Genomic DNA, 18,598 nt, shown 5'->3' with positions numbered 1-18,598 from the left:
ACCTCCGTACGTACGACAGGAGAGTGAGGCGTGGCCGCCCGAACCGCGACCCGCAGCAAGACCCCCCGGAAGAAGACGACGGCGGCCAAGGCGCCGCCGACGAAGACGACACCGCCGCCGCGCCGCCCGCCCGGGGCGGCCGCCGAGCCTGCGGGCCCGGCGGCGACCGTGCCGCCGAGCCCGGAGGTGCGGGAGGCGGCCGAGGCCCGCCTCGCGGATCTGCGCGACCGGGCCGCGGACCTGATGGACCGGGCCGCCGACGTCCTCGACGGGGCCCGGCAGCGCGCGGCCGACGAGGCGGCGCAGCTGCTCGACGCCGCCGAGGAGCAGGCCCGTACGGTCCGCCGGGCGGCGGCCGCCGACGCCCGGCGGGTCCTGGACGAGGCGTCCGAGGCGGCCGGGGCCCGGCTGCGGCAGGCCGCCGCCGACGCGGACGCCGTCCGCACCGCCGCCGGGGACCGGGCGCAGGCGCTCACCGACGGCGCCCGCCGTCAGGCCCGGCAGATGGCCACCGCGGCCCGCGCGGCCGCCGGCCGGGTGCGCTCGGACGCCGACCGCGCCGCCCGGGCGATCCGCGGCCGCGCCGAGGACCAGGCCGCCAGCCTGCTGGCCCAGGCCGAGCGGCAGGCCCAGCAGATCCTCACCGAGGCCGCTGAGCAGGCCGACCGCATCGCTGCGCTGCGCCGGTCGGCGGCCGAGGCCGCCTACCGCGACGCGCTCGCCGACGCCGCGCGGATCGTGGACCAGGCCCAGGGCCAGGCGGCCGAGATCCGCGCGGCCCGGGCCGCGCTCGACGCCGACCTGGCGCTGGCCCGCCGCACGGCCCGCCTGGAGCTGGACGAGGACCTGGCCGCTCGCCGTACGGCGATCGACGAGGAGCTGGCCCGGCACCGGGAGAAGGCCGAGACGGTCCGAACTGAGGTCGAGGCCGACGTCCGGGCGCTCGGCGAGCAGTACGAGCGAGAGCGCCAGGAGCAGCGTGAGCGGCTGGCCGCCGAGGCGGACCAGCTGCGCCGCACCGCCGAGGCGGAGGCCCGTACGGCTGCTCAGGCCGTCCTCGCCGACGCCGAGACGGAGCGCCAGCAGGTGCTCCAGGACGCGGTCGAGGCCACCCGGCGGGCGGAGCAGATGCAGCGCACGGCCGAGGCGACCCGCCGTAAGGCGGCGGAGGCCGTGGCGAAGAAGGACAAGAGGTCTGAGCGGCGACGGTCGGCCGGTGCCCGGTTCTGGCGGGGCCTGCCGTGGCTGGGCCTGGCGGCCGCGGTGGGGCTGACTGCCCAGGGCGAGTACATGCTCGCCCGTACCGTCGGCATCCACGAGTACGCGGCGCCGCTGCTGCCGGCCGCGATCGACGTGTACGCCGTCACCGCGTTCCGGCGCAAGACGGACGTGCCGTGGGCGCTGGGCATCATGGCGGCCGCCAACATCGCCGCCCACCTCGCCGACCCGAACGCCCACGGCCCGCAGCAACTGATCGTCGGCGTCGTGCTGGTGATCGTCACGGTGGTCTGGCGGGTGCACAACCTGCTGGAGGACGACGAGCCGGAGCCCGCCTCGCAGGAACCGCAGACCGGTAGTGCGGCCGGTGACGAGGACGGCAAGAGCACCGGTGGCGGCACCGGTAAACCGGGCGGTGGGCCGACCGGTAAACCGGCGCCTACCGGTAGCGGTAACCCGACCGGTAAGCCGCGCTCCACCGGTAGCGGTAATCCGGGCTCTACCGGTAGCGGTGACCGCACCGGTACCGGCACCGGTAAGGGCCGCCGGTCCAGCGGCGGTAAGCGGGCCGGTAACCGGCCCACCGCCGAGCAGCGCGAGGCCGTACGGGCCCGCGCCGCCGACATCCTCCGGGCGGGCGAGGCCCCCTCGCCTACCGCCCTCGCCGAGGAGTTCGGCGGCCTGGACCCGGAGTGGGTCCGCAACCAGATCCGCGTCGTCCGTTCCTCCTGAGCGGTACGGCGAGCACCACCGCCCCGCCGGGCCCGCCGCGCTCCGACCCGGCAGGCCCGCCCCCCCGATCTGCCAGTTCTGCGCCGTCCGCGCCTGGTGCGGTCGGCGAGTACATCCCGCGGGCTGGGCCCGCTTCTGCCCCGAGCGGGCCCCCACCCCCGAAAAGGAGATCAACCGTGAAAGAGATCGACCTGCACGTGGAGCAGGAGGTTCTCAACCGTGTGCCGGCCGAGTTCCGGCCGCTGCTATACCTCCAGCACCTGACCCCCTGGTCGCTGGACCGTGAGCGCGAGCACCACACGGACCTGTCCCAGTACCAGGCCGTGCGCGCCACCTTCCAGACCGCGCTGCGCAGCCAGCACATCGACGGTGATGGGCGGTTCGCCGCCCGCTGGCGGTCCTGGAAGGTCGACCGGCACCTGAAGGCGCTGGTCAAGGCGTCGCGCAAGGCCGCGCAGGCCGCGGGGGCGCTGCGGACCTCCTACGCCGACCACGTCAACGAGGTGTCGTCCCTGCCGGGCAAGCGCGCGCAGCAGGCCGCGGACAAGGCGGCCGCGAAGGGCGCCCGCAAGGGCGCGGTCGGCGCGCTGGCGGCCAAGAGCCTGCACAAGACCGCCGCCACCCTCGCCCCGCCGCCCGGCGAGGACCAGGCCGCCGACGGCGAAACCGCAGGCCAGGAGCCTGCTCCGACGGTCGGCGGGACGCCGATCCGCGGCGTGAACGACCTGTTCCGCAAGGAGGCCTGAGGTGGCGGAGGTACGGACGGCCGCCGAGGAGCGGGCCGCGCGGCGCCGGGCCCACTGGGAGGCCCGCCAGGCCCGCCAGGTCCAGGAGCGCGGGGACGCGGGCCGGGCCGACGCCTGGTGGGACCGGTGCCGCGCGATCTGCAAGGCCGATCCGGAGGCTTGGCGGGACCTGGCGCTGACGCTGGAGAACTGGGCGGCGCGGCAGTCGCGGTGACCGCGCGTAATCGTCATCACCATCATCATCACCCGGAGGCGGGCCGGGTCGGGGGCCTCAAGGCGGGCGCGCGGGCGCATGGGCGCGCGGGCGCGCGAGGATCCCCGACCCGGTCACCCTCTGTCAACCCCTGGAGGACCTGTGTCTGACGACAACCGGAACGGCGACGGAGGGGGAACCATCGTCTCTTTCCGTCCCCGGGGCGGGGCCCCGCCGGGGCTCCCCCCGGTCCCCGGCGCCCCTCCCCCGGCGCCGCCCGCCGTCCCGCCGACCGGCCCGGCGGAGTCCGAGCCGGACGAGGACGGGGCGGCGGCCCTTCCGGCCCGCCGGCGTCGGTCGGCGGCCGACTCCCTGGCCGCCCTGACCCCGTCGCTGCCGCCCGCCCCCGGCGAGGCCGCGGTCGCCCTCCGTACGGAGGGCACCGACGAGCCGGAGGGCGACGAGGATGCCGAGGGCCCCGGCCTGGGGACGCTCGGCATGGCGGCGACCCTGGCCGTCGCGCTGGCCGCCCTGCGCGGCACCGCGGCCGCGGTGCAGGACTGGCGCCAGCGCCGTCTGGAACGCGAGGCGGAGACCGCGCCGCTGCGCGAGGCCCGTCTCAAGCACCAGCTCGCCCTGGAGGAGGCGGCCGCCAAGCACGGCGTGGCGATGCAGGGCATCGGCGACAAGGCCGTCCAGCAGCGCGCCAAGCACGGCGGCGCCCCCTCCAGCCAGGACTACGGCCGCAAGGCCCTGGGCTCCGGCCGCGGCTCCAGCGGAGGCTCCGGCCGCGGCTCCTCGGGCGGCAGCGGTGGCGGACGCGGCTTCGGGTCCGGCGGCTTGGGCGGCGCAAAGCCTGACGGGAAGTCCGGTGGCGGCCGTACGACGTCGCTGGGCTCGACCGGTACCGGCCGCGGGTCCAAGACGAGCCCCGGTGCCGGCGGCAAGCCCGGTACGGGCACGGCGCACACGCCGGGCGGCGGCCGCGGCCCCGGCGCGTCCGGCAAGGGCGGCACCGGGCCGAAGGGCTCCGGCGGCTCCTGGGGTTCCTCCGGCAAGGGCTCCGGCGCCAAGGGAGCCGGTGGTGCGACCGGGGCGTCGGGCAAGGGCTCCGGCATCAAGGCGCCGTCGAACGGCCGCTCGGGCTCGAAGCACTCCCCGGCGCTGGAGCGGGCCAAGGGCCGCAACGACCGGGCCGCCGCCCGCCAGACCGCCCGCCTGCAGCGGCGCGGGGCCGCGAAGGACACCCGGCTGGAGGGCCGCACGCGCGCCCGGCAGCGGGCCCGGGACCGCAAAGAGGCGGCCCAGGACGCCCGGCGCCAGAAGAAGGCGGCCGAGAAAGCGGCCCGGACCACACTGGGCCAGGCCGTCGCCAAGGAAGCGGGCGACCGGCTGCACCGGCGGCGCCAGCGCCTGGCCCCGCCGGTGCTGAGCCCGGCCAAACCCCAGAAGAAGGCCGCCGGCGGCAAGGGCGGATCAGGCTCCGGCACGACCGGGCCGAAGGTCAGCCTGACGAAAAAGCCGAAGCCCGGCCCGGGACCGACGCCCCCGAAGGTCAGTCTGACCAAGAAGTCGAAGCCGAAGCCGAAGCCGTCGGGCGCCGGGGGCGGCCCCGCGCCGAAGGTGAACCTGACCAAGAAGCCGAAGCCCTCGGGGAAGTCCGGGGGCCGCGGGGGCCGCACCTCGCTGGGCCAGGCGCTGGGCCAGACCGTCACCGCTAAGGCGCAGCGCCGGCTGAAGCGGCGGCGCAAGAAGCCCCCGCAGCCGGTGCTGGGCAAGGCCCAGCGGCGCAAGACCAAGACCAAGACCAAGGCCAGGGCCAAGAAGCCAGGCGGCACCGGCGGGACGGGCCCGAAGGTGAACCTGAACAAGACCCGGGCCAGGAAGCAGAGGCAGGCGCGGCCCGGTCCCGACGCCGCCTTCGCCCGGGCGAAGGCCGACTTCGCCGACCGGCTGCGCCGGATGCGCCAGCGCGACCAGCGCCGCCGTGAGCAGAAGCAGCAGACGCCGCCGGGGGCCGGATGGACGTTCTGGACGCCGCCGGGCCAACAGCCTCCGCGTCAGGAACGCCGCAGCGCCTACGACTCGATGCGGGCCACCGATCCCCGGCAGACGCAGACGTGGGCGGCCGAGCAGGTTTTCCCGGCGGGATACGCGGCGCCGGGCCGCGACGCACTGACCACCGGGGAGGAGCGGCCAATGCCCGCGCTCTCCGGTCGACCGAGCACCACGATCACGAAGGAGGCGCCCGTGGCCACGTCCACGTCCGCACCGTCTGCCGCCCTGTCCCTGCCGGACGCCGAGATGAGCGCCGAGCACGCCACCGAGGTCACCCTCGACGATGTCATCGACTTCCTCGACGGCGTGGTCAGCCGGGCCTTCGAGGCGCACGACGAGTGCGTCCTGCTCGCCGCGGCGGCCCGGGAGCTGCAGTACGCGCTCGATGAGCTGGCGGCCGTCCTCGCCACCCGCAACAACGTCATCGGACGGCTGACCAGCGCGGCGATGCACCGGCTGGCCGAGTCGATGGAGGTCCTGGCCCGCAAGGCGGAGGAGATGCAGGTCGAGTCCCTGAACGCCGCCGAGCTCAACGAAGAGGCCAAGACGGCCATGGACGACGCCTACCGGCCCCTGACGCAGGCGACCGCGGACGCGGGCCTGCGCACCCCGTCCGCCCGCGTGCACAACGAAAACTAAGGAACACCGTGTCCCAAGAACTCGTCCCCCGCGACGACAGCGGCCTGGCCGCCGTGGCCAACACCGACGGCCTCGGATTCTTCACCCTGCTGACCGAGGTCACCGCGCTGACCAGCCGGGCCCTGCTGCTCAAGGAGAAGGTGTGGGCCTGGCAGCGACGGATGGAAAAGGACGCCGACGCGGCCAGCCACATGTCCGAGATGTGTGACGCAGCCGAGGTGGCGCCGCAGTTCACCGCGCTGATCCTCGACGGCTCCGGTGCCCTGCGCAAAGTCGCCGACGCCTCGGGCGACCTGGCCCAGAGGGCCGACGACATGCAGCACGACGCGCAGAACCTGGGGGATGCCCACCAGAACGAGTACGGCGGCATCTACGAGGCCGTGCAGACGATGGGCGTCCAGCAGCCCAAGCCCGGCTTCAACGAAGTCAAGTAACCGCGCTCGCCCGGCCTGGGCGGACGCCTCCCTGGGAGGGGCCCGCCACGCCGGGCCCCTCCCCTTCCTATGCACCCCGGGAGGGGACATGACGACCGAGATCGTGCAAGCACCGGCCGCGGCCGCCGACGCCGAGCAGGGGCTGACCCGCAGGGCCGCCCGCCGCCTGGCCCTGGCCGAGCGCCTGCTCTACGGCGCGGCCGGGACCTGGGCCGCGGCCGGACCGCTGGTGGACCTGCCCTGGTGGGGCCACGGCGCGGCCCTGGCCACCGGCGCCGCCGCCGGGATGCGGCTGTGGAAGCGCAGCGCCAGCGACGACTGGACCGCCCAGCTGGCCTCCGCGATGCGGGCCCTGCCGGTGCTGGGCTGGTCCGCCGCCTACGGCGCCGGCCTGCTCGCCCCCGCCATCGGCTACCCCAACGGCTGGCCGATGCTGGGCGCCGGCCTGTGGACAGCAGCCATGGTGGTGACGGCGCCCTGGACACGGTCCAAGGGCCTGGCCCGGGCCGTGGAGTACGTCGAGACGCTGCCCGTCCTCGCCGAGCCGCAGAGCGCCGCGCAGCCGCAGCCGGTCACCTTCGACGACCACATGCGGGCCCTGTGGGCCCGGGCCGAGATCACCGGGGCCACCGAGCTGGTCGGCATCCGCCAGTACACCGATGGCCAGCCGGACTTCGAGGCCGTCGTCCTGGCCCCGGCCGGACAGGCGGTGCCCCGCCTGCTGGACAAACGCTCCATCGCCGCGGTCTTCGACGTGCCCGTGGACGCCGTGGAAACCGCAGAGCTGCCCGACACCGGACCCGGCCGCATCGCCCTCCAGGTCGCCCCCAAGCTCGCCGAGGCCCGCCGGGCCAAGGCCTTCGCGGCCGCCGTGGAGGAGAGCCCCGAGCAGGCCCTGCTGCGGATCTGGAACGAGCACGTCAACATCACCGGCGGCGCCGCCCCCGGTGTCCAGCTCGTCCAGTACGACATCGGCGAGGACGAGATCCGGCTGCGCATCGCCGCGGCGCGTGGCAAACGGCTGGGCATCAACCATGACGCCCTGTGCAGCGCACTCGGCATCGACGACACCTCCCGCCTGGTCATGGAAGGCGCCGGGCCGCGCGAAGCGGTCGGCTACATCTACCGCACCAACCCGCTGCTGGTCGTGCGCGCCCCCACCGCCGAGGACCTGACGATGGACGAGCGCGGACGGATCTCCGTCGGCATCGCCCACGACGGCAGCCCCGCCCGCATCCAGCTGTTCAACCACGACACCGGCCGCGCGCAGCACGGCATCACCGCCGGGACCACCGGCGCGGGCAAATCCGGGCTGATGCGTCTGCTCGGCGCCGCGCAGCGCATCTCCGGCGTCATCTCCTGGATGGCCGATGTCCAGGGCGGCATGTCGCTGCCGGAAATGGACGGCCGCGTCGACTGGATGGCCAAAGGCCCCGTCGAGACGATGCGGCAACTGCGCGCCCTGCATGCCGTCAAGGCATACCGCGAAAAGCATTCCAACGGCCGTGGTGACTTCGACTTCCGCGGCCCGTGGCGGCTGATCCAGTGGACCGGCGACGAGATCAACCGCCTGCTCTCCTCCCTGGACCAGGACGTCCGCAAGGAAGCCGCGTGGATGATCGCCGACCTGCAAAAGACCGGCCAGAAAGTCGGCATCGGCATCGACTTGGCCGTCCAGAGCCTGCACCTGAAGGAGCTGGGCGACAACCACGAGATCCGCGAAAAGGGCAAAGAAGGTCATGTTTTTCTGTTGCGGACCGCGTCCTCGTCCACCCAGGGAATGGGCCTGGACGGCATCGCCCCCATCGGCGCACACATCCACCCCATTCCGGAGCGGATCTACGAAGGCGCCGGTGCCAAGGAGTTGTTCGAGGGCACCGCGGCCGTGGAGGGCGTGCCCACGCCGGGCATGGGCTGGCTGATCACCGAAGGCAAGGCGATCCTGTTCCGCACGTTCGTGCTGAAGAAGATCGGCGGCCGCTACCCGCAGCTCGAAGAGCTGATGGACGGCCGCCCGCTGCCCACCCTCACCTCCGGTGAGGCCGCGGCCGCCGGCGCCGCCTACGAGCACCGGCACACCACCGCCGACGCCCCCGCCCCGCAGGCCACAGACGCCCCGCAGACGGCCCCCGACGCCACGGTGGGACCGGCCGGGGCAGCGGGAGCCGCCGACGCCCCCGAGGGCGCCCAGCGGCCCGGGGAGGCCCCGTCGCCGTTCGCCGCGGCCAAGGCCAAGGGGCCCACGATCCGCGAGCGGATCCTGGCGGCCCTGGCCGACGTGCCCGAGGGCATGGCCCTGCGCGATCTGCGCAAGGCCCTCGGCTGCGGCACCGACGGCGGCCCCACCACCGGCGCCGTCAACAACGAGGTCAACAAACTCACGGCCGAAGAAGCCCTCATCCCGGTCGGCCGCGGCATCTACCGCCTGTCCTGAACGGGAGACCCGGATGTACACCACACGCGAAGGAGAAGCAGTGGAGCACGAGCACGTCCCCGGGCCGCGGCTCGACGAATCATCGGCGGCCGTCGAGGCCCGCCGCCTCATCGAGGCCGCCTACCAGCCCCAGCCCCTCGCGGCGACGTCGTACCGCGACCCCAGCCCCGTGCCCGCCGTCGGCGCCGCGCAGCCCGTCGCGCAGCCCGGGCGGCCCCCGATGAGCCAGCGGGCCACGGACCTCAGCGGTCTCCTGCTCGCCGGGAGCGTCGCCGTCGTCTCGCTCGGCGGCTCGGTCTCCCTGGTGCTGTGGACCGCGGGCCAGGTCAGCCCGACCGTCGTCGGCATCGTCACCACCGGGCCCGCTGCCTTCCTCCTGGCCCTGTCCCGCCTGCTCCGGCGCGGCAAGGAGGCCGTCGCGGCGCCGCCCGAGATCCACAACCACTACAGCGGCGCCCACGTCCTGCAGGACCACCGCAGCGTCACCAGCCAGACCCGCGGACTCGTCGCCCGCAGCCGCAACGAACTGCGCGGCTGACCCGCAGATCGATCTTTTTCTTTCCCCAGTTCACAGCCCGTCAGGCCCTACACCACAACGGCCGCTGTACCGGCGGCCCGAAAGGACGAACGATGGAGATCGAGATCGCCCGTCGTGCCAACTGCCTGCCCGTCCCCGTCCCGCGGACGCCGTCCGACGCGGCCTCTGAGCGGGCCGCCGCTCCGCTGGGGGTCGAGGACCTGCACGTCGTAGAGCGGATCCTGGAGGCCGCCGTCTCCCTGATGAGCGAGCGGGCCGACCGTCAGCTGACCGAGGAGTTCCTGGAGGCCCTCCTCCAGCGCCTGGGGGCCGCGCAGGTCGCCGAGGGCAGGAAGCCCGCCACGATCCCGGTGCTCATCGAGGAGGTGGCGCTCCTGAAGGGTGCCGTCCAGCAGCTGCGCGCGGTCACCTCCCGTACGGACCTGGTGCCGCTCGCCAAAGAGGGGCGCCGGGTCCTGCGCTATCTGCATGTCGGTCTCGGCCGCGGCCGCCTCGCCCGCTCCCAGCGGGGCCTGCCGGTCTGGGTCGACATCGTCCGGTCGCCGCGCTGAGCGCCGTGGCGGCGCCGCTGAGCACCGTGGTCATCGTCTCGTACGGAACCGCGCACCACGACGCCCCGCCGGCGCTGCGGCCCGTCATCGTCGACGCCGCGCCGCTGCCCCGCCCGGCCGCCACCTCGAGGTCGGGGCAGCGGCTCGGCGGCCGCGCCCCGGCCGTACGCCGCGCCCTCACCCGCAGCCCTGAAGGGCGGCTCATCGTCGGCCAGGCGCTGGCCCGCCGTCGCCGAGGAGATCGCCGAGCAGCTACGCGCGCTCGGGATATCGGTCCAGATCACCCACCTCGGCCGTCCTGATGCGTCGGCGTCCCGCTGACACCCCTGGCTGCGGCCCGCTGCGCCCCCCGGGGGGCGCAGCCGTACATCGAGCAGACGGGACGAACATCAACATTCGCTCAGTCCTACCTGACCTGCCTGTTTCCGTCCCGCGCGGCTCTGCCGTGCGGGTGCGGTGGCCGGATGGTCCGGCAGCAAGGCCCCCGCTTTCTGAGGAGAGCCGATGAAGGCCCCGACCACCTGCACGTTCTGTGCCATCGTGGCAGGCAAGGCACCCGCCACCGTCGTACGGGAATGGGACGACGCCCTTGCCATCCGCCCGCGCAGCGGCGTGAGCACGGGACACGTCCTGGTCATCCCGCGCACCCACGTCGCCGACGCCGGCGTCAACCCGCAGGTCTCCGCCCGCACGATGGCGCACGCCTGCGAGCTGATGGCCGAACTGCCGGACGCGAACATCATCACCTCGAAGGGCGTCCACGGAACTCAGACCCAGTTCCACCTGCACATCCACGTCGTGCCCCGCAGCACGGCCGACGGCCTGCCGCTGCCCTGGACGCCTCAGCATGAAGCCGCCACGGCGCAGGCGAAGAGGATCAAGGTCTTCTATGCCCGTGAGGACATCCCGGAGACGGGACCCGCGGTGTTCCTCGCCGGGCCCACTCCGCGGGCCGGAGGCGACGTCAAATCCTGGCGTCCGGCGGCCATCGACGAGCTCGCCACGCAGTGGACCGGCTCCGTGCCACTGATCGTGGTGTCTCCCGAGTCACGCGACGGCGAGCGTGCCGAGCACTATGACGACCAGGTCGGCTGGGAGACGGCCGCCCGCCAGCAGGCCGACGCAATCCTGTTCTGGATTCCGCGCGATCTACGGACCATGCCGGGCTTCACCACGAACGTGGAATTCGGTCTGGACGTCGGCACCGGCCGGGCGGTTCTGGGCTGCCCGCCGGACTGCCGCAACCCGGAGCGCAACCGCTACCTGATCTATGTCGCGAAACGCCACGGTGTCCCGGTCCGCGAAAGCCTGCAGGCGACCGTTCAAGAGGCCCTCGCACTTGTCACCAACCCCGAGCGTCCCTGACTTCCGAGGTGAGCGGGGCGGTCACTGGTGACCGGCCTGCCCGCCCTGTGCTCAGCGGTGACATCGCCGACCCGTTCCGCCGGAACCGGTGACCGCGTGTCCGGTCCGGGGCACCCACCTCGGCTGCCCCGGGCGGGCGGCAGCACCTCATCTGACGTCGGCTTGCTGGCCGCCGAAGCCGCCATGATCGGCTCGTTCCCCGACACCCTCGGTGCCACCGTCACGCCCATGTCCTGGACCGGCTACCCGCCGGTCGACGATTCGCCGTACGCGGCGTGCGCGGTCACCCCCCTCGGATCCGCCGACGGCAACCACAGCTGGTGGCTGCACACCACCCAACGCCGCGACCAGGTCGGCGAGGCGCAGCACGTCCTCACCTTGATCGCGCCCTGCGCCTGCGGCACGTATCTGTACGCGGAAATTCCCGACGAGGACGCGCTGATCGTGATGCTCGACGAGCTCGACACCGCCCCCGGGGCGCCCGTCGCCTGCGACTACCAGCTGCGTATCCGTGCTGCGAGCTACGCCGACCCGGCGCACGCCAGCATCGGGCCGCCGTTCTAGGTCCGCACGTATCGGACACGTTAGACCTAACAGGTCTAATGGTGAAGTCCGGGCGGATCCACCCGCGCTCGCCGGTCAGGCGCTGGATCGCATCTGCCAGCGCCTCACGCCGGCGTCTCCGTGCGCGCCGCTGACTTCTCCGGTCCGCTCCCGGACGGCCGGACCGACCCACCAAGATGGACCGGGGCCGCCGATGTGGTGGCCCCGCGCCGTTCCAGAAAGGAACCGGACCCATGACCGACTGGACCTCCACGACCCTCGTGTCCGTGGACGAACCCGGCGACCGCTCCGGCGCCAGCGACGGCCACAGCCGCTACGGCGTCTACCTCAGCCAGCGCCTGGAGGAATTCCACGACGAGGACGGCACCCCGCTGCCGCTCGAAGAGTTCGCCGCGGCGGCCTGGCGGGTGGCCACACCGCCCGTGCTGCTCGACTACGTGACGTTCCGCCCCGACCTCCAGGGCATCGAAGCGGTCTGGGCCGAGAACGAGGACGGCACCGGCTCGCTCGCCTTCAAGGTCTCCGTGCCGGTGCGGTTCGACGCCTTCCTGTCCGAGCGCCGACCCCGCCACCCATGGCAGGACTGGACGACCCAGTACGACCTCTCGACCCGTGACGACACGTACCGCCACCCTTGGGAGCCCACCCTCAAGCCGGGCCGCCCTGCCGTCCTTACCGTCTCGAACGTGATGGTCCCTGCGGTCGGCTGGGATCTTCCGACCCCGAAGCACACCGAGGGCCGCGGCCTGGTCGAGGAGGCCAAGCAGGTTGTTCGCGAAGTCGCCCGCCGGGTCAACGAGGAGGCCGGGCCGATGGCTGCGCAGCTCCTCGGGGAGAAGTGCTGAGCATGGGCAACACGGACACCGGCACCGATGCCGTGGCGGTCATCAACGCCTACTTCGCCGAGCGGCTGGAGAAAGCCCGCGCCGAGGCGGAGAAGGCGAACGCGAAACTGGCACAGGCCCAGGAGGACGCCGCGGCCTTCACCGAGCGGCAGGAGCTGCCCCCGGCGGTCGGGGCGATGAAACAGGGCTGGGCCCTGGCCTCCTGGGTCACCGAGCGTGCCACGTGCATCGCGTCCGACGAGATCAACGGCAAAGTCAGGCGAGGGCAGTACCAGCAGGCCAAGGCGGAGCGCGCGGCCGTCCTGGCGTGGCTGGAGGGCAACGGATACGAGGTTCCCGGGCCGTTCAAGGACTGACGGCCCGGCGAGCATAGGACACTCGAAACCCCACCGAAGGGAGCGTGCAGTGAGCGCCCAACCCGAACACCCGGCGGACCGCCGAACCCCGGCCATCGCGCACACCATCCAAGCGATCGGCGACGCCCTCACCGGCGCCAAGCGTCTCGCCTTTTTCTCCGAGGTCCTGGCGGCCGAGGAGAACGACGTGGCGGCCGTGATGCGCCGCTGGTGGTACACGGCGATGCTCGACCGCGCGCGCGGTGCCGACGCCAGCCGGGCCAACGCGGCGGCCGGCCGCAACCTCGTATCGCTGAGCGAGATCAGCGAGCGCCTGGAGGAGAGGGACGCCGGATGAGCGAGCCGCCGCGCCGCGGCTGGACGGTCTGGACCGAGGAGACCCCGGCGGGCGTGATGCTCGACATGCCGCCGGAGCTGAGCAAGAAGGTGGTCAGCTTCCTCGTCGCACTCGCGCTGGAAGTCGGCTTCGCGTACGACCAGGAGCAGCCGCTGCCCGGCGACCCGATGGACGACCTCGGCGTGCGCTACTCGCTCGCCATCGAGGGCGAGCCGGTCGTCTTCGAGTACACCGTCTTCCCCGACACCAGGGAGATCCGGATCCCCGTCCTGGTCTGGTTCCACTGACCAACCGCCTCATGACAGAGACCCCCGGCAGGCAAAGTGCCGGGGGTCTCGTCGTGTGCCGAGTGTAGTGGCCGGCGCCGAGCTGGCCGCCGAGTACCACGTCGGTGACACCGAACCGGGCGCGGACGGCCCCGCCCCGACGCGACGCACTGCTGGGGCGAACCCGCTCGCACCGCATACCGAAAAGGCCCTGCCGGGTGAGGAGCCCGGCAGGGCCTTTTCGCATGTCCGCGCTCAGGCGGTTCCACGTGCGGGATGTACCTCCCCCGGCCCCGGTGAGGCCCCGGCTCGACCCGAAAAGGTGCCGCGGCCGCCCCTGCTCCGGCCCCGGAAACCGGCGACCGTGCCACCGCCCGAACGCTTCCCGATGCCCCCGCCTGCGCTCCCCGCAGTCGGGGGCATTGTCGTTTGGGGACCGGTCCCCGCGCTCCGGAATCGTCTCGCGCGAGAAGGGGACCGTGCCGCTGACGAGCTGTCACGGGGACCGTCCCCTGCCGCTCAGACGGGGACCGTACGGCCGCGGAACCGTGCCGACCATCGGGTAATGCAAGGGTAAAGCGCGCGCGGATCGCGGCCCCCGAAGAACGTTAAGCACAGGCAAAGCGCGGGAGTGTCGCGGGATGCGCGGGGGCGCCTCCTAGGGGTCGTGAACCGCCCCGCCGTCGACGCCGGCGACCCCCTTCCGGGGGCCGATCCGGCCCCCGCAGACCATGCCGGGCTGTCCGCCCACCGGTCACCGTCCGTAATGACCGCGCGGAAGCGTCCGCGATTCGCGGACGCCCTGCTGACTGCCTTCCGCACTCGGTAGACCTGTGACGTGCTGTCGGCGGACCCCACCCACCGGGTCCTCCAACGAGATAGTCGCCCCACCAAGCCAAACACTATTTCTGCAACCGCTGATCTGGAGCTACCGTCAAAGATCCCTGCAGATGAGCTGACTGCCCATCTGCAGATCCAAGATCAGACAAGACCTAGGCACAAAGGGAGCTCCCCCCGTCGGGGGAGCTCCGGCACGGCCGGGCCGAACGGCGCACAAGCGCACAAGCGGGAGGGCGGCCGGATGGCCTGGCTGACGAAGATCAAGGCGGACGCACAGGTCGAGTACCGGCTGCGCGAGCAGGCCGGGTGCGGCGTGGTGGAGGCCGACGCGGCGGAGACCCTCGTCGTCGACGACACGGTCGACGCCGCTCTCGACTACCGGCTGCGACCCGAAGGCGATGGCCACCTGGTGTGGGTCGGCAGCGGCATGACCGTCTTCGGGTACGCCGCGGGCGACCGTCTGGACGACGACGCCAAGGACGCCGCGCGCCGGATCATGAACGGCTGCCACCCCGCCACCGGTGCCCGGCTGCTCGCCTCCACCGCGTCGGTGCGCGCCCACCCCGACGCGCAGCTGACCGTCGCCCGGCTGACCGAGGCGATCGAAGCACTCGCCGCCGAGAAGGGCGTCGAGCCGGCCGACCTCTTCGCGGGCAAGCCGAAGCAGCAGCGCCAGCTCGCCACGCAGCTGCGGATGGTCAACCGGTTCGGTGAAGCGCAGCGCCTGAAGGTCACCGAACTGCACAAGCTGGCGCGCGCGGTCGGCCTCGACCTGGACGACATTTACGGCGCCGAGACGGTCGAGCGGGCACGCGCGAGTGCGGACAAGCGGCTCGACACCCGGGTGCGCGGATGGGACCTCGTGCTCGATCTGCCGAAGAGTGACAGCGCGCTCTCCGGACTCATGGGCGACCTCGACGAGCGCACGTTCCGCGAGCTGGTGCAGCGGGCGAAGGACGACACGGTGCGCCAGGCCGAGCAGTGGATCGGCTACGCCGTGGCTGGCGAGGACGGGGAGAAGGTGCGCATCGCGACCGGCGGTCTGCTCGGCTGGTCGGTGGAGCACCTCGCCGCACGTCCGGTGACGGCCGGGGAGCCGGGCGACCCGCACCTGCACGTCCACGTCACGATCGCCAACATGGCGTTGTGCGAGGACGGCGAGTGGAGGGCGGTTGCGAACAGCGGGCAGGACTTCCACCGGCACGCCAAGGCCCTCGACGGCTACTTCAAGGGGCGCGTACGCGAGCTGACGTACGAGACGTTCGGCGTGCGCCGCGAGTACAACCCCGAGACCCGCGCGTGGGAGATCCGGGGGATGCCCGAGGAGCTGCGCGACGCGTTCTCCCGCCGCCACGCCGCCGTCAACGAGCAGGTTGCCGAGGACGCCTCACGTGAGGAACGGCAGCGCGTCGCGGACGAGACCCGCCGCGCGAAGGTCGACGCCGACGCGTCGGGGATGCGCACCAGCTGGCGCACGCGCGCCGCGGCGGTCGTCGGCGACGTCGACGCGATGGTGGCGGCCGCCGCACCCGGACCTCCCGACGGCGGCGGCGCGGGCATCGACGGCCCCGGCGGAGGCCCGCGGCTTCCCGGCCCGGACGACCTCGCGCGCATCGTCTTCGACCCCGAGACCGGACTGACCGCGTCGCAGAAGTCGTTCCCCCGCGCGCAGCTGCTCGGCGCCGTGGCGGACGCGACGGAGTTCGGCCTCGGCGCCGAGCCGGGCCTCCTGGACGAGCTCGCCGACCAGGTCCTCGCCGTCGAGGGCTACGCGGTGCGGCTGCCCGACAGCGGACCCGTCCTCATGTCGTCCACCGCCCGCTACACCACCCGCGACATCCTCGACGCCGAGAAGACCGTCATCGAGCAGGCCCGGGCGCGCGTCGACGAGGGCGCGGTGCAGCTCACCGTCGAGCAGGCCGCGGCCGCCATGTCCGTCTTCGAGGTGGCCAATGGATTCGCGCTGTCCGACGAGCAGCGCGCCGCCATCGAACGGACGCTGACCGCCGGACTCGGCATCGACGCGCACATCGGCGCGGCCGGCACCGGCAAGTCCACGCTCATGGAGGCGTGCCGCATCGCGTGGGACGCCACCGGCCACACCTATGCCGGTGCCACCGTGTCCGCCGTCGCGGCCAAGTCGCTGGACGACGCCTCCGGCATCCCGGCCCGCTCGATCGCCTCCTGGTTGCAGCAGATCCGCGACGGCAACGGGCTCACGGACATCGACGTCCTGGTCGTCGATGAGGCCACCATGTCGAACGACCGGCAGGCCGCCGCCCTGTTCACCGAGGCCGCCCGCACCGGCACGAAGGTGGTGGCGATCGGCGACCCGAAGCAGCTGCAGGCGATCGGCCCGGGCGGCTGGTTCAAGGAAGTCCACCGCATCGTCAACGGCCTGGTCCTCACCGAGAACCGGCGCCAGCGCAACGACGCCGAACGCGCCGCCCTGGAGGTGTGGCGCACCGGCGACCACGAGCAGGCCCTGCGCATCCTCGCCGACACCGGCCGCGTCCATGCCACCGAGAGCGCCATCGAGGCCCACGAGCAGATCCTCACCACCTGGGACGAGGCCCGCGGCCGCTGGAGCGATCCGCACGACTTGATCGACTCCCTGACCGTGCTGGCCGCCCGCAACAGCGACGTCGAGCTGCTCAACCTCGGCGCGCAGCAGATCCGCCGGCAGCGCGGCGAACTCGGAGCCGAGCACCGCTACGCCCTGTCCGGCGGCGCGGAACTGAATCTGGCCGTGGGGGACCTGGTCCGCGTGCGCCAGAACGACTACCGCAGCAGGCGCGGCGAGGGCCCCGACGTCCTCAACGGCTACCGCGCCGTGGTCACCGCGATCGACGAGAACCACCGCGTCGAGATCACCTGGCGCGACAAGAAGACGGGCGACTACGTCTCTGCCTGGTACGGGCCGAAGGCCATCAGTTCCGGCGCCCTCTCCCTCGGCTACGCGATGACCGTCGCCGCGAGCCAGGGCCTCACCAGCGAGGTCAGCCTGCTGTACGGGCACGGCAGCAACGCGTTCGCGACTTATCCGGGCATCACGCGCGGCCGCGCCGAGAACCATCTGTGGCTGCCGCTGGCCGCCATCGAGGACGACGAGACGCAGGCCCGCCTCGGCAAGGCCCGCACCGAGACCGAACGCCTGCACCGCGCCGTCAATGCCTTCGCGAGATTCCTCGGCCAGGACCGGGGCGACTACATGGTCTCGGACCTGCTGCGCGAACCGCCGGCCCCGGCCGTACGCGTACCGGAGCAGGCAGCCGTACGCGAGCACGAGCTGGTCCGCGAGGAGTCCGAGGCCGCCCGGCGACGGGCCCAGGCGGCGACAGCCGTCTCCTCCGGCCGGGCGCACGAGGCGTACGAGCAGGCGCAGCGGCTCGCCGCCGAGGAGCGGCAGCAGGTCCCGGCCGCCGTCGAGCCCGCCGCCGTGCAGCTTCAGCCCGACAACGAGGACGACGCCCGGGAGCGGGCCGCCAGCGAGAAGCGGCTGGCGCAGTCCCAGCGTCAGCGGGAGGTGGCGTCGGTGCAGTCCTGGAAGGCCCGGCCGTACGGCACGCGGTCGGACGCCGACCTGGCCCGGGTGATCGGGCTGGCCTACGAGCGGGCCGGGATCGCCGAGCGCGGTGCCGCGCAGACGGCACAGGAGGCCCGCCTCCTCGAAGAACGCCTGGCCCAGGAGAAGGCGTCCGGGCAGACCCGCGGGCAGGCGTTCGTCGCCTCGGCGGAGACCCTGCTGGACCAGGCGGAGGCGAAGGCCCAGGAGGCGGCCCAGCAGCTCGCCCGGGCGGCCAACGCGCGCAAGGAAGCGGACGAACGGGAGCGGCGCCTGCGCGACGACCTGGAGCCGAAGAAGGATCTGGGCCGCCTGGCGCGGCTGCGGGAAGGCGTTACCAAGAAGCAGATCGCGGCGGACATCACCGAGGTCACCGCTGAGCGGGCGGCCTGGCGCATGGCGGAGAGCGAGGCCCGCAGCGCGGCGAACACCGCCCGGGCACAGGCGTGGGAGACGATCCGCACCAGCCAGTTCGCCGGGCAGTTCCGCGATGTCGACGCACAGAAGCCCGCGCCGGACGACGTCGCCACCGTCACCGAACGGCTGGCGAAGATGCGCGAGCAACTGCCCGGCATCGAGATCCGTCTCGATCGGCGCGATGCCCAGACGCTGACCCGCCTGCAGGGCGAGGTCACCCAGTACACCGACGCGGCTGCCAAGAGCCGGAAGACCGTGGCGGCCGGCCAGGCCGAGCAGGCCCTGCGCAAGACCATCGCCGCGAAGTACCCCGAGCTGCACGACAAGGAGGCCAGGGCCCGCCGGTCGTACGCCGCCAAGCAACAGCGCGCGGCCGCCGAGCGGGCCAGGACGGCCGCCGAGCGGGCCAGGACGGCCGCCGAGCAGTCGGCTGCCGCCTACCGGCACACACCGCCCTCCCAGGGGCGTGGAGGGCCGTCCATGGGCCGGTAAGACCTATT

General features: G+C 73.3%; 15 protein-coding genes. All 15 read left to right on the top strand.

Annotated elements, in window-relative coordinates; genetic code table 11:
* Positions 1-30: 30 nt before the first annotated feature.
* Positions 31-1,950: a hypothetical protein gene (locus AB0A97_RS38255; protein WP_361159604.1), complete on the top strand. Its 1,920-nt coding sequence runs from the start codon at positions 31-33 to the stop codon at positions 1,948-1,950.
* A gap of 176 nt (positions 1,951-2,126) precedes the next feature.
* Complete coding sequence (locus tag AB0A97_RS38250) at positions 2,127-2,696, top strand: hypothetical protein (RefSeq protein WP_361159601.1); 570 nt, start codon at positions 2,127-2,129, stop codon at positions 2,694-2,696.
* A 1-nt stretch (position 2,697) separates the two neighbouring features.
* Positions 2,698-2,910, top strand: a complete 213-nt coding sequence (locus AB0A97_RS38245) for a hypothetical protein (RefSeq protein WP_361159599.1) — start codon at positions 2,698-2,700, stop codon at positions 2,908-2,910.
* Positions 2,911-3,051: 141 nt separating this feature from the next.
* The gene (locus AB0A97_RS38240; RefSeq protein WP_361159596.1) at positions 3,052-5,586 is read left to right on the top strand and encodes a hypothetical protein; all 2,535 of its coding nucleotides are present in this window, start codon (positions 3,052-3,054) and stop codon (positions 5,584-5,586) included.
* Positions 5,587-5,594: 8 nt separating this feature from the next.
* Positions 5,595-6,020 carry a conjugal transfer protein TraB gene (locus AB0A97_RS38235; RefSeq protein WP_361159594.1) on the top strand — a complete coding sequence of 142 codons (426 nt, stop codon included), beginning with the start codon at positions 5,595-5,597 and terminating at the stop codon, positions 6,018-6,020.
* Positions 6,021-6,108: 88 nt separating this feature from the next.
* Complete coding sequence (locus AB0A97_RS38230) at positions 6,109-8,454, top strand: hypothetical protein (protein ID WP_361159591.1); 2,346 nt, start codon at positions 6,109-6,111, stop codon at positions 8,452-8,454.
* Between the two features lie 40 nt (positions 8,455-8,494).
* A complete protein-coding gene (locus AB0A97_RS38225) occupies positions 8,495-8,992 on the top strand; it encodes a hypothetical protein (RefSeq protein WP_361159589.1) in 498 nt (165 codons plus the stop codon).
* 92 nt (positions 8,993-9,084) lie between these two features.
* Positions 9,085-9,543 carry a hypothetical protein gene (locus AB0A97_RS38220; protein WP_361159586.1) on the top strand — a complete coding sequence of 153 codons (459 nt, stop codon included), beginning with the start codon at positions 9,085-9,087 and terminating at the stop codon, positions 9,541-9,543.
* 504 nt (positions 9,544-10,047) lie between these two features.
* Positions 10,048-10,908, top strand: a complete 861-nt coding sequence (locus AB0A97_RS38215; protein ID WP_361159583.1) for a nucleoside 2-deoxyribosyltransferase domain-containing protein — start codon at positions 10,048-10,050, stop codon at positions 10,906-10,908.
* A 162-nt stretch (positions 10,909-11,070) separates the two neighbouring features.
* Positions 11,071-11,472, top strand: coding sequence for a hypothetical protein (locus AB0A97_RS38210; protein WP_361159581.1), 402 nt, complete (start codon positions 11,071-11,073; stop codon positions 11,470-11,472).
* 233 nt (positions 11,473-11,705) lie between these two features.
* Complete coding sequence (locus AB0A97_RS38205; RefSeq protein ID WP_361159578.1) at positions 11,706-12,317, top strand: hypothetical protein; 612 nt, start codon at positions 11,706-11,708, stop codon at positions 12,315-12,317.
* Positions 12,318-12,319: 2 nt separating this feature from the next.
* On the top strand, positions 12,320-12,673 hold the full coding sequence (locus AB0A97_RS38200; protein ID WP_361159575.1) for a hypothetical protein: 354 nt from the start codon (positions 12,320-12,322) through the stop codon (positions 12,671-12,673).
* 49 nt (positions 12,674-12,722) lie between these two features.
* Positions 12,723-13,010, top strand: a complete 288-nt coding sequence (locus AB0A97_RS38195) for a hypothetical protein (RefSeq protein WP_361159572.1) — start codon at positions 12,723-12,725, stop codon at positions 13,008-13,010.
* Complete coding sequence (locus AB0A97_RS38190) at positions 13,007-13,297, top strand: hypothetical protein (RefSeq protein WP_361159569.1); 291 nt, start codon at positions 13,007-13,009, stop codon at positions 13,295-13,297. Before AB0A97_RS38195 ends, AB0A97_RS38190 begins: the two co-directional genes overlap by 4 nt.
* Positions 13,298-14,357: 1,060 nt before the next feature.
* Complete coding sequence (mobF, locus tag AB0A97_RS38185; RefSeq protein WP_361159567.1) at positions 14,358-18,590, top strand: MobF family relaxase; 4,233 nt, start codon at positions 14,358-14,360, stop codon at positions 18,588-18,590.
* Positions 18,591-18,598: the final 8 nt, after the last annotated feature.

Source organism: Streptomyces sp. NPDC045470 (genome assembly GCF_040646595.1).
Lineage (GTDB): Bacteria > Actinomycetota > Actinomycetes > Streptomycetales > Streptomycetaceae > Streptomyces.
The sequence above is the reverse complement of the archived record's forward strand: the minus strand, read 5'-3'. Positions and strand labels throughout refer to the sequence as shown.

Excerpts from the sequence above, each read along its gene's own strand:
- mobF (WP_361159567.1), top strand. The coding sequence starts at position 14,358 with ATGGCCTGGCTGACGAAGATCAAGGCGGACGCACAGGTCGAGTACCGG.
- AB0A97_RS38200 (WP_361159575.1), top strand. The coding sequence starts at position 12,320 with ATGGGCAACACGGACACCGGCACCGATGCCGTGGCGGTCATCAACGCC.
- AB0A97_RS38190 (WP_361159569.1), top strand. The coding sequence starts at position 13,007 with ATGAGCGAGCCGCCGCGCCGCGGCTGGACGGTCTGGACCGAGGAGACC.
- AB0A97_RS38220 (WP_361159586.1), top strand. The coding sequence starts at position 9,085 with ATGGAGATCGAGATCGCCCGTCGTGCCAACTGCCTGCCCGTCCCCGTC.
- AB0A97_RS38215 (WP_361159583.1), top strand. The coding sequence starts at position 10,048 with ATGAAGGCCCCGACCACCTGCACGTTCTGTGCCATCGTGGCAGGCAAG.
- AB0A97_RS38230 (WP_361159591.1), top strand. The coding sequence starts at position 6,109 with ATGACGACCGAGATCGTGCAAGCACCGGCCGCGGCCGCCGACGCCGAG.
- AB0A97_RS38205 (WP_361159578.1), top strand. The coding sequence starts at position 11,706 with ATGACCGACTGGACCTCCACGACCCTCGTGTCCGTGGACGAACCCGGC.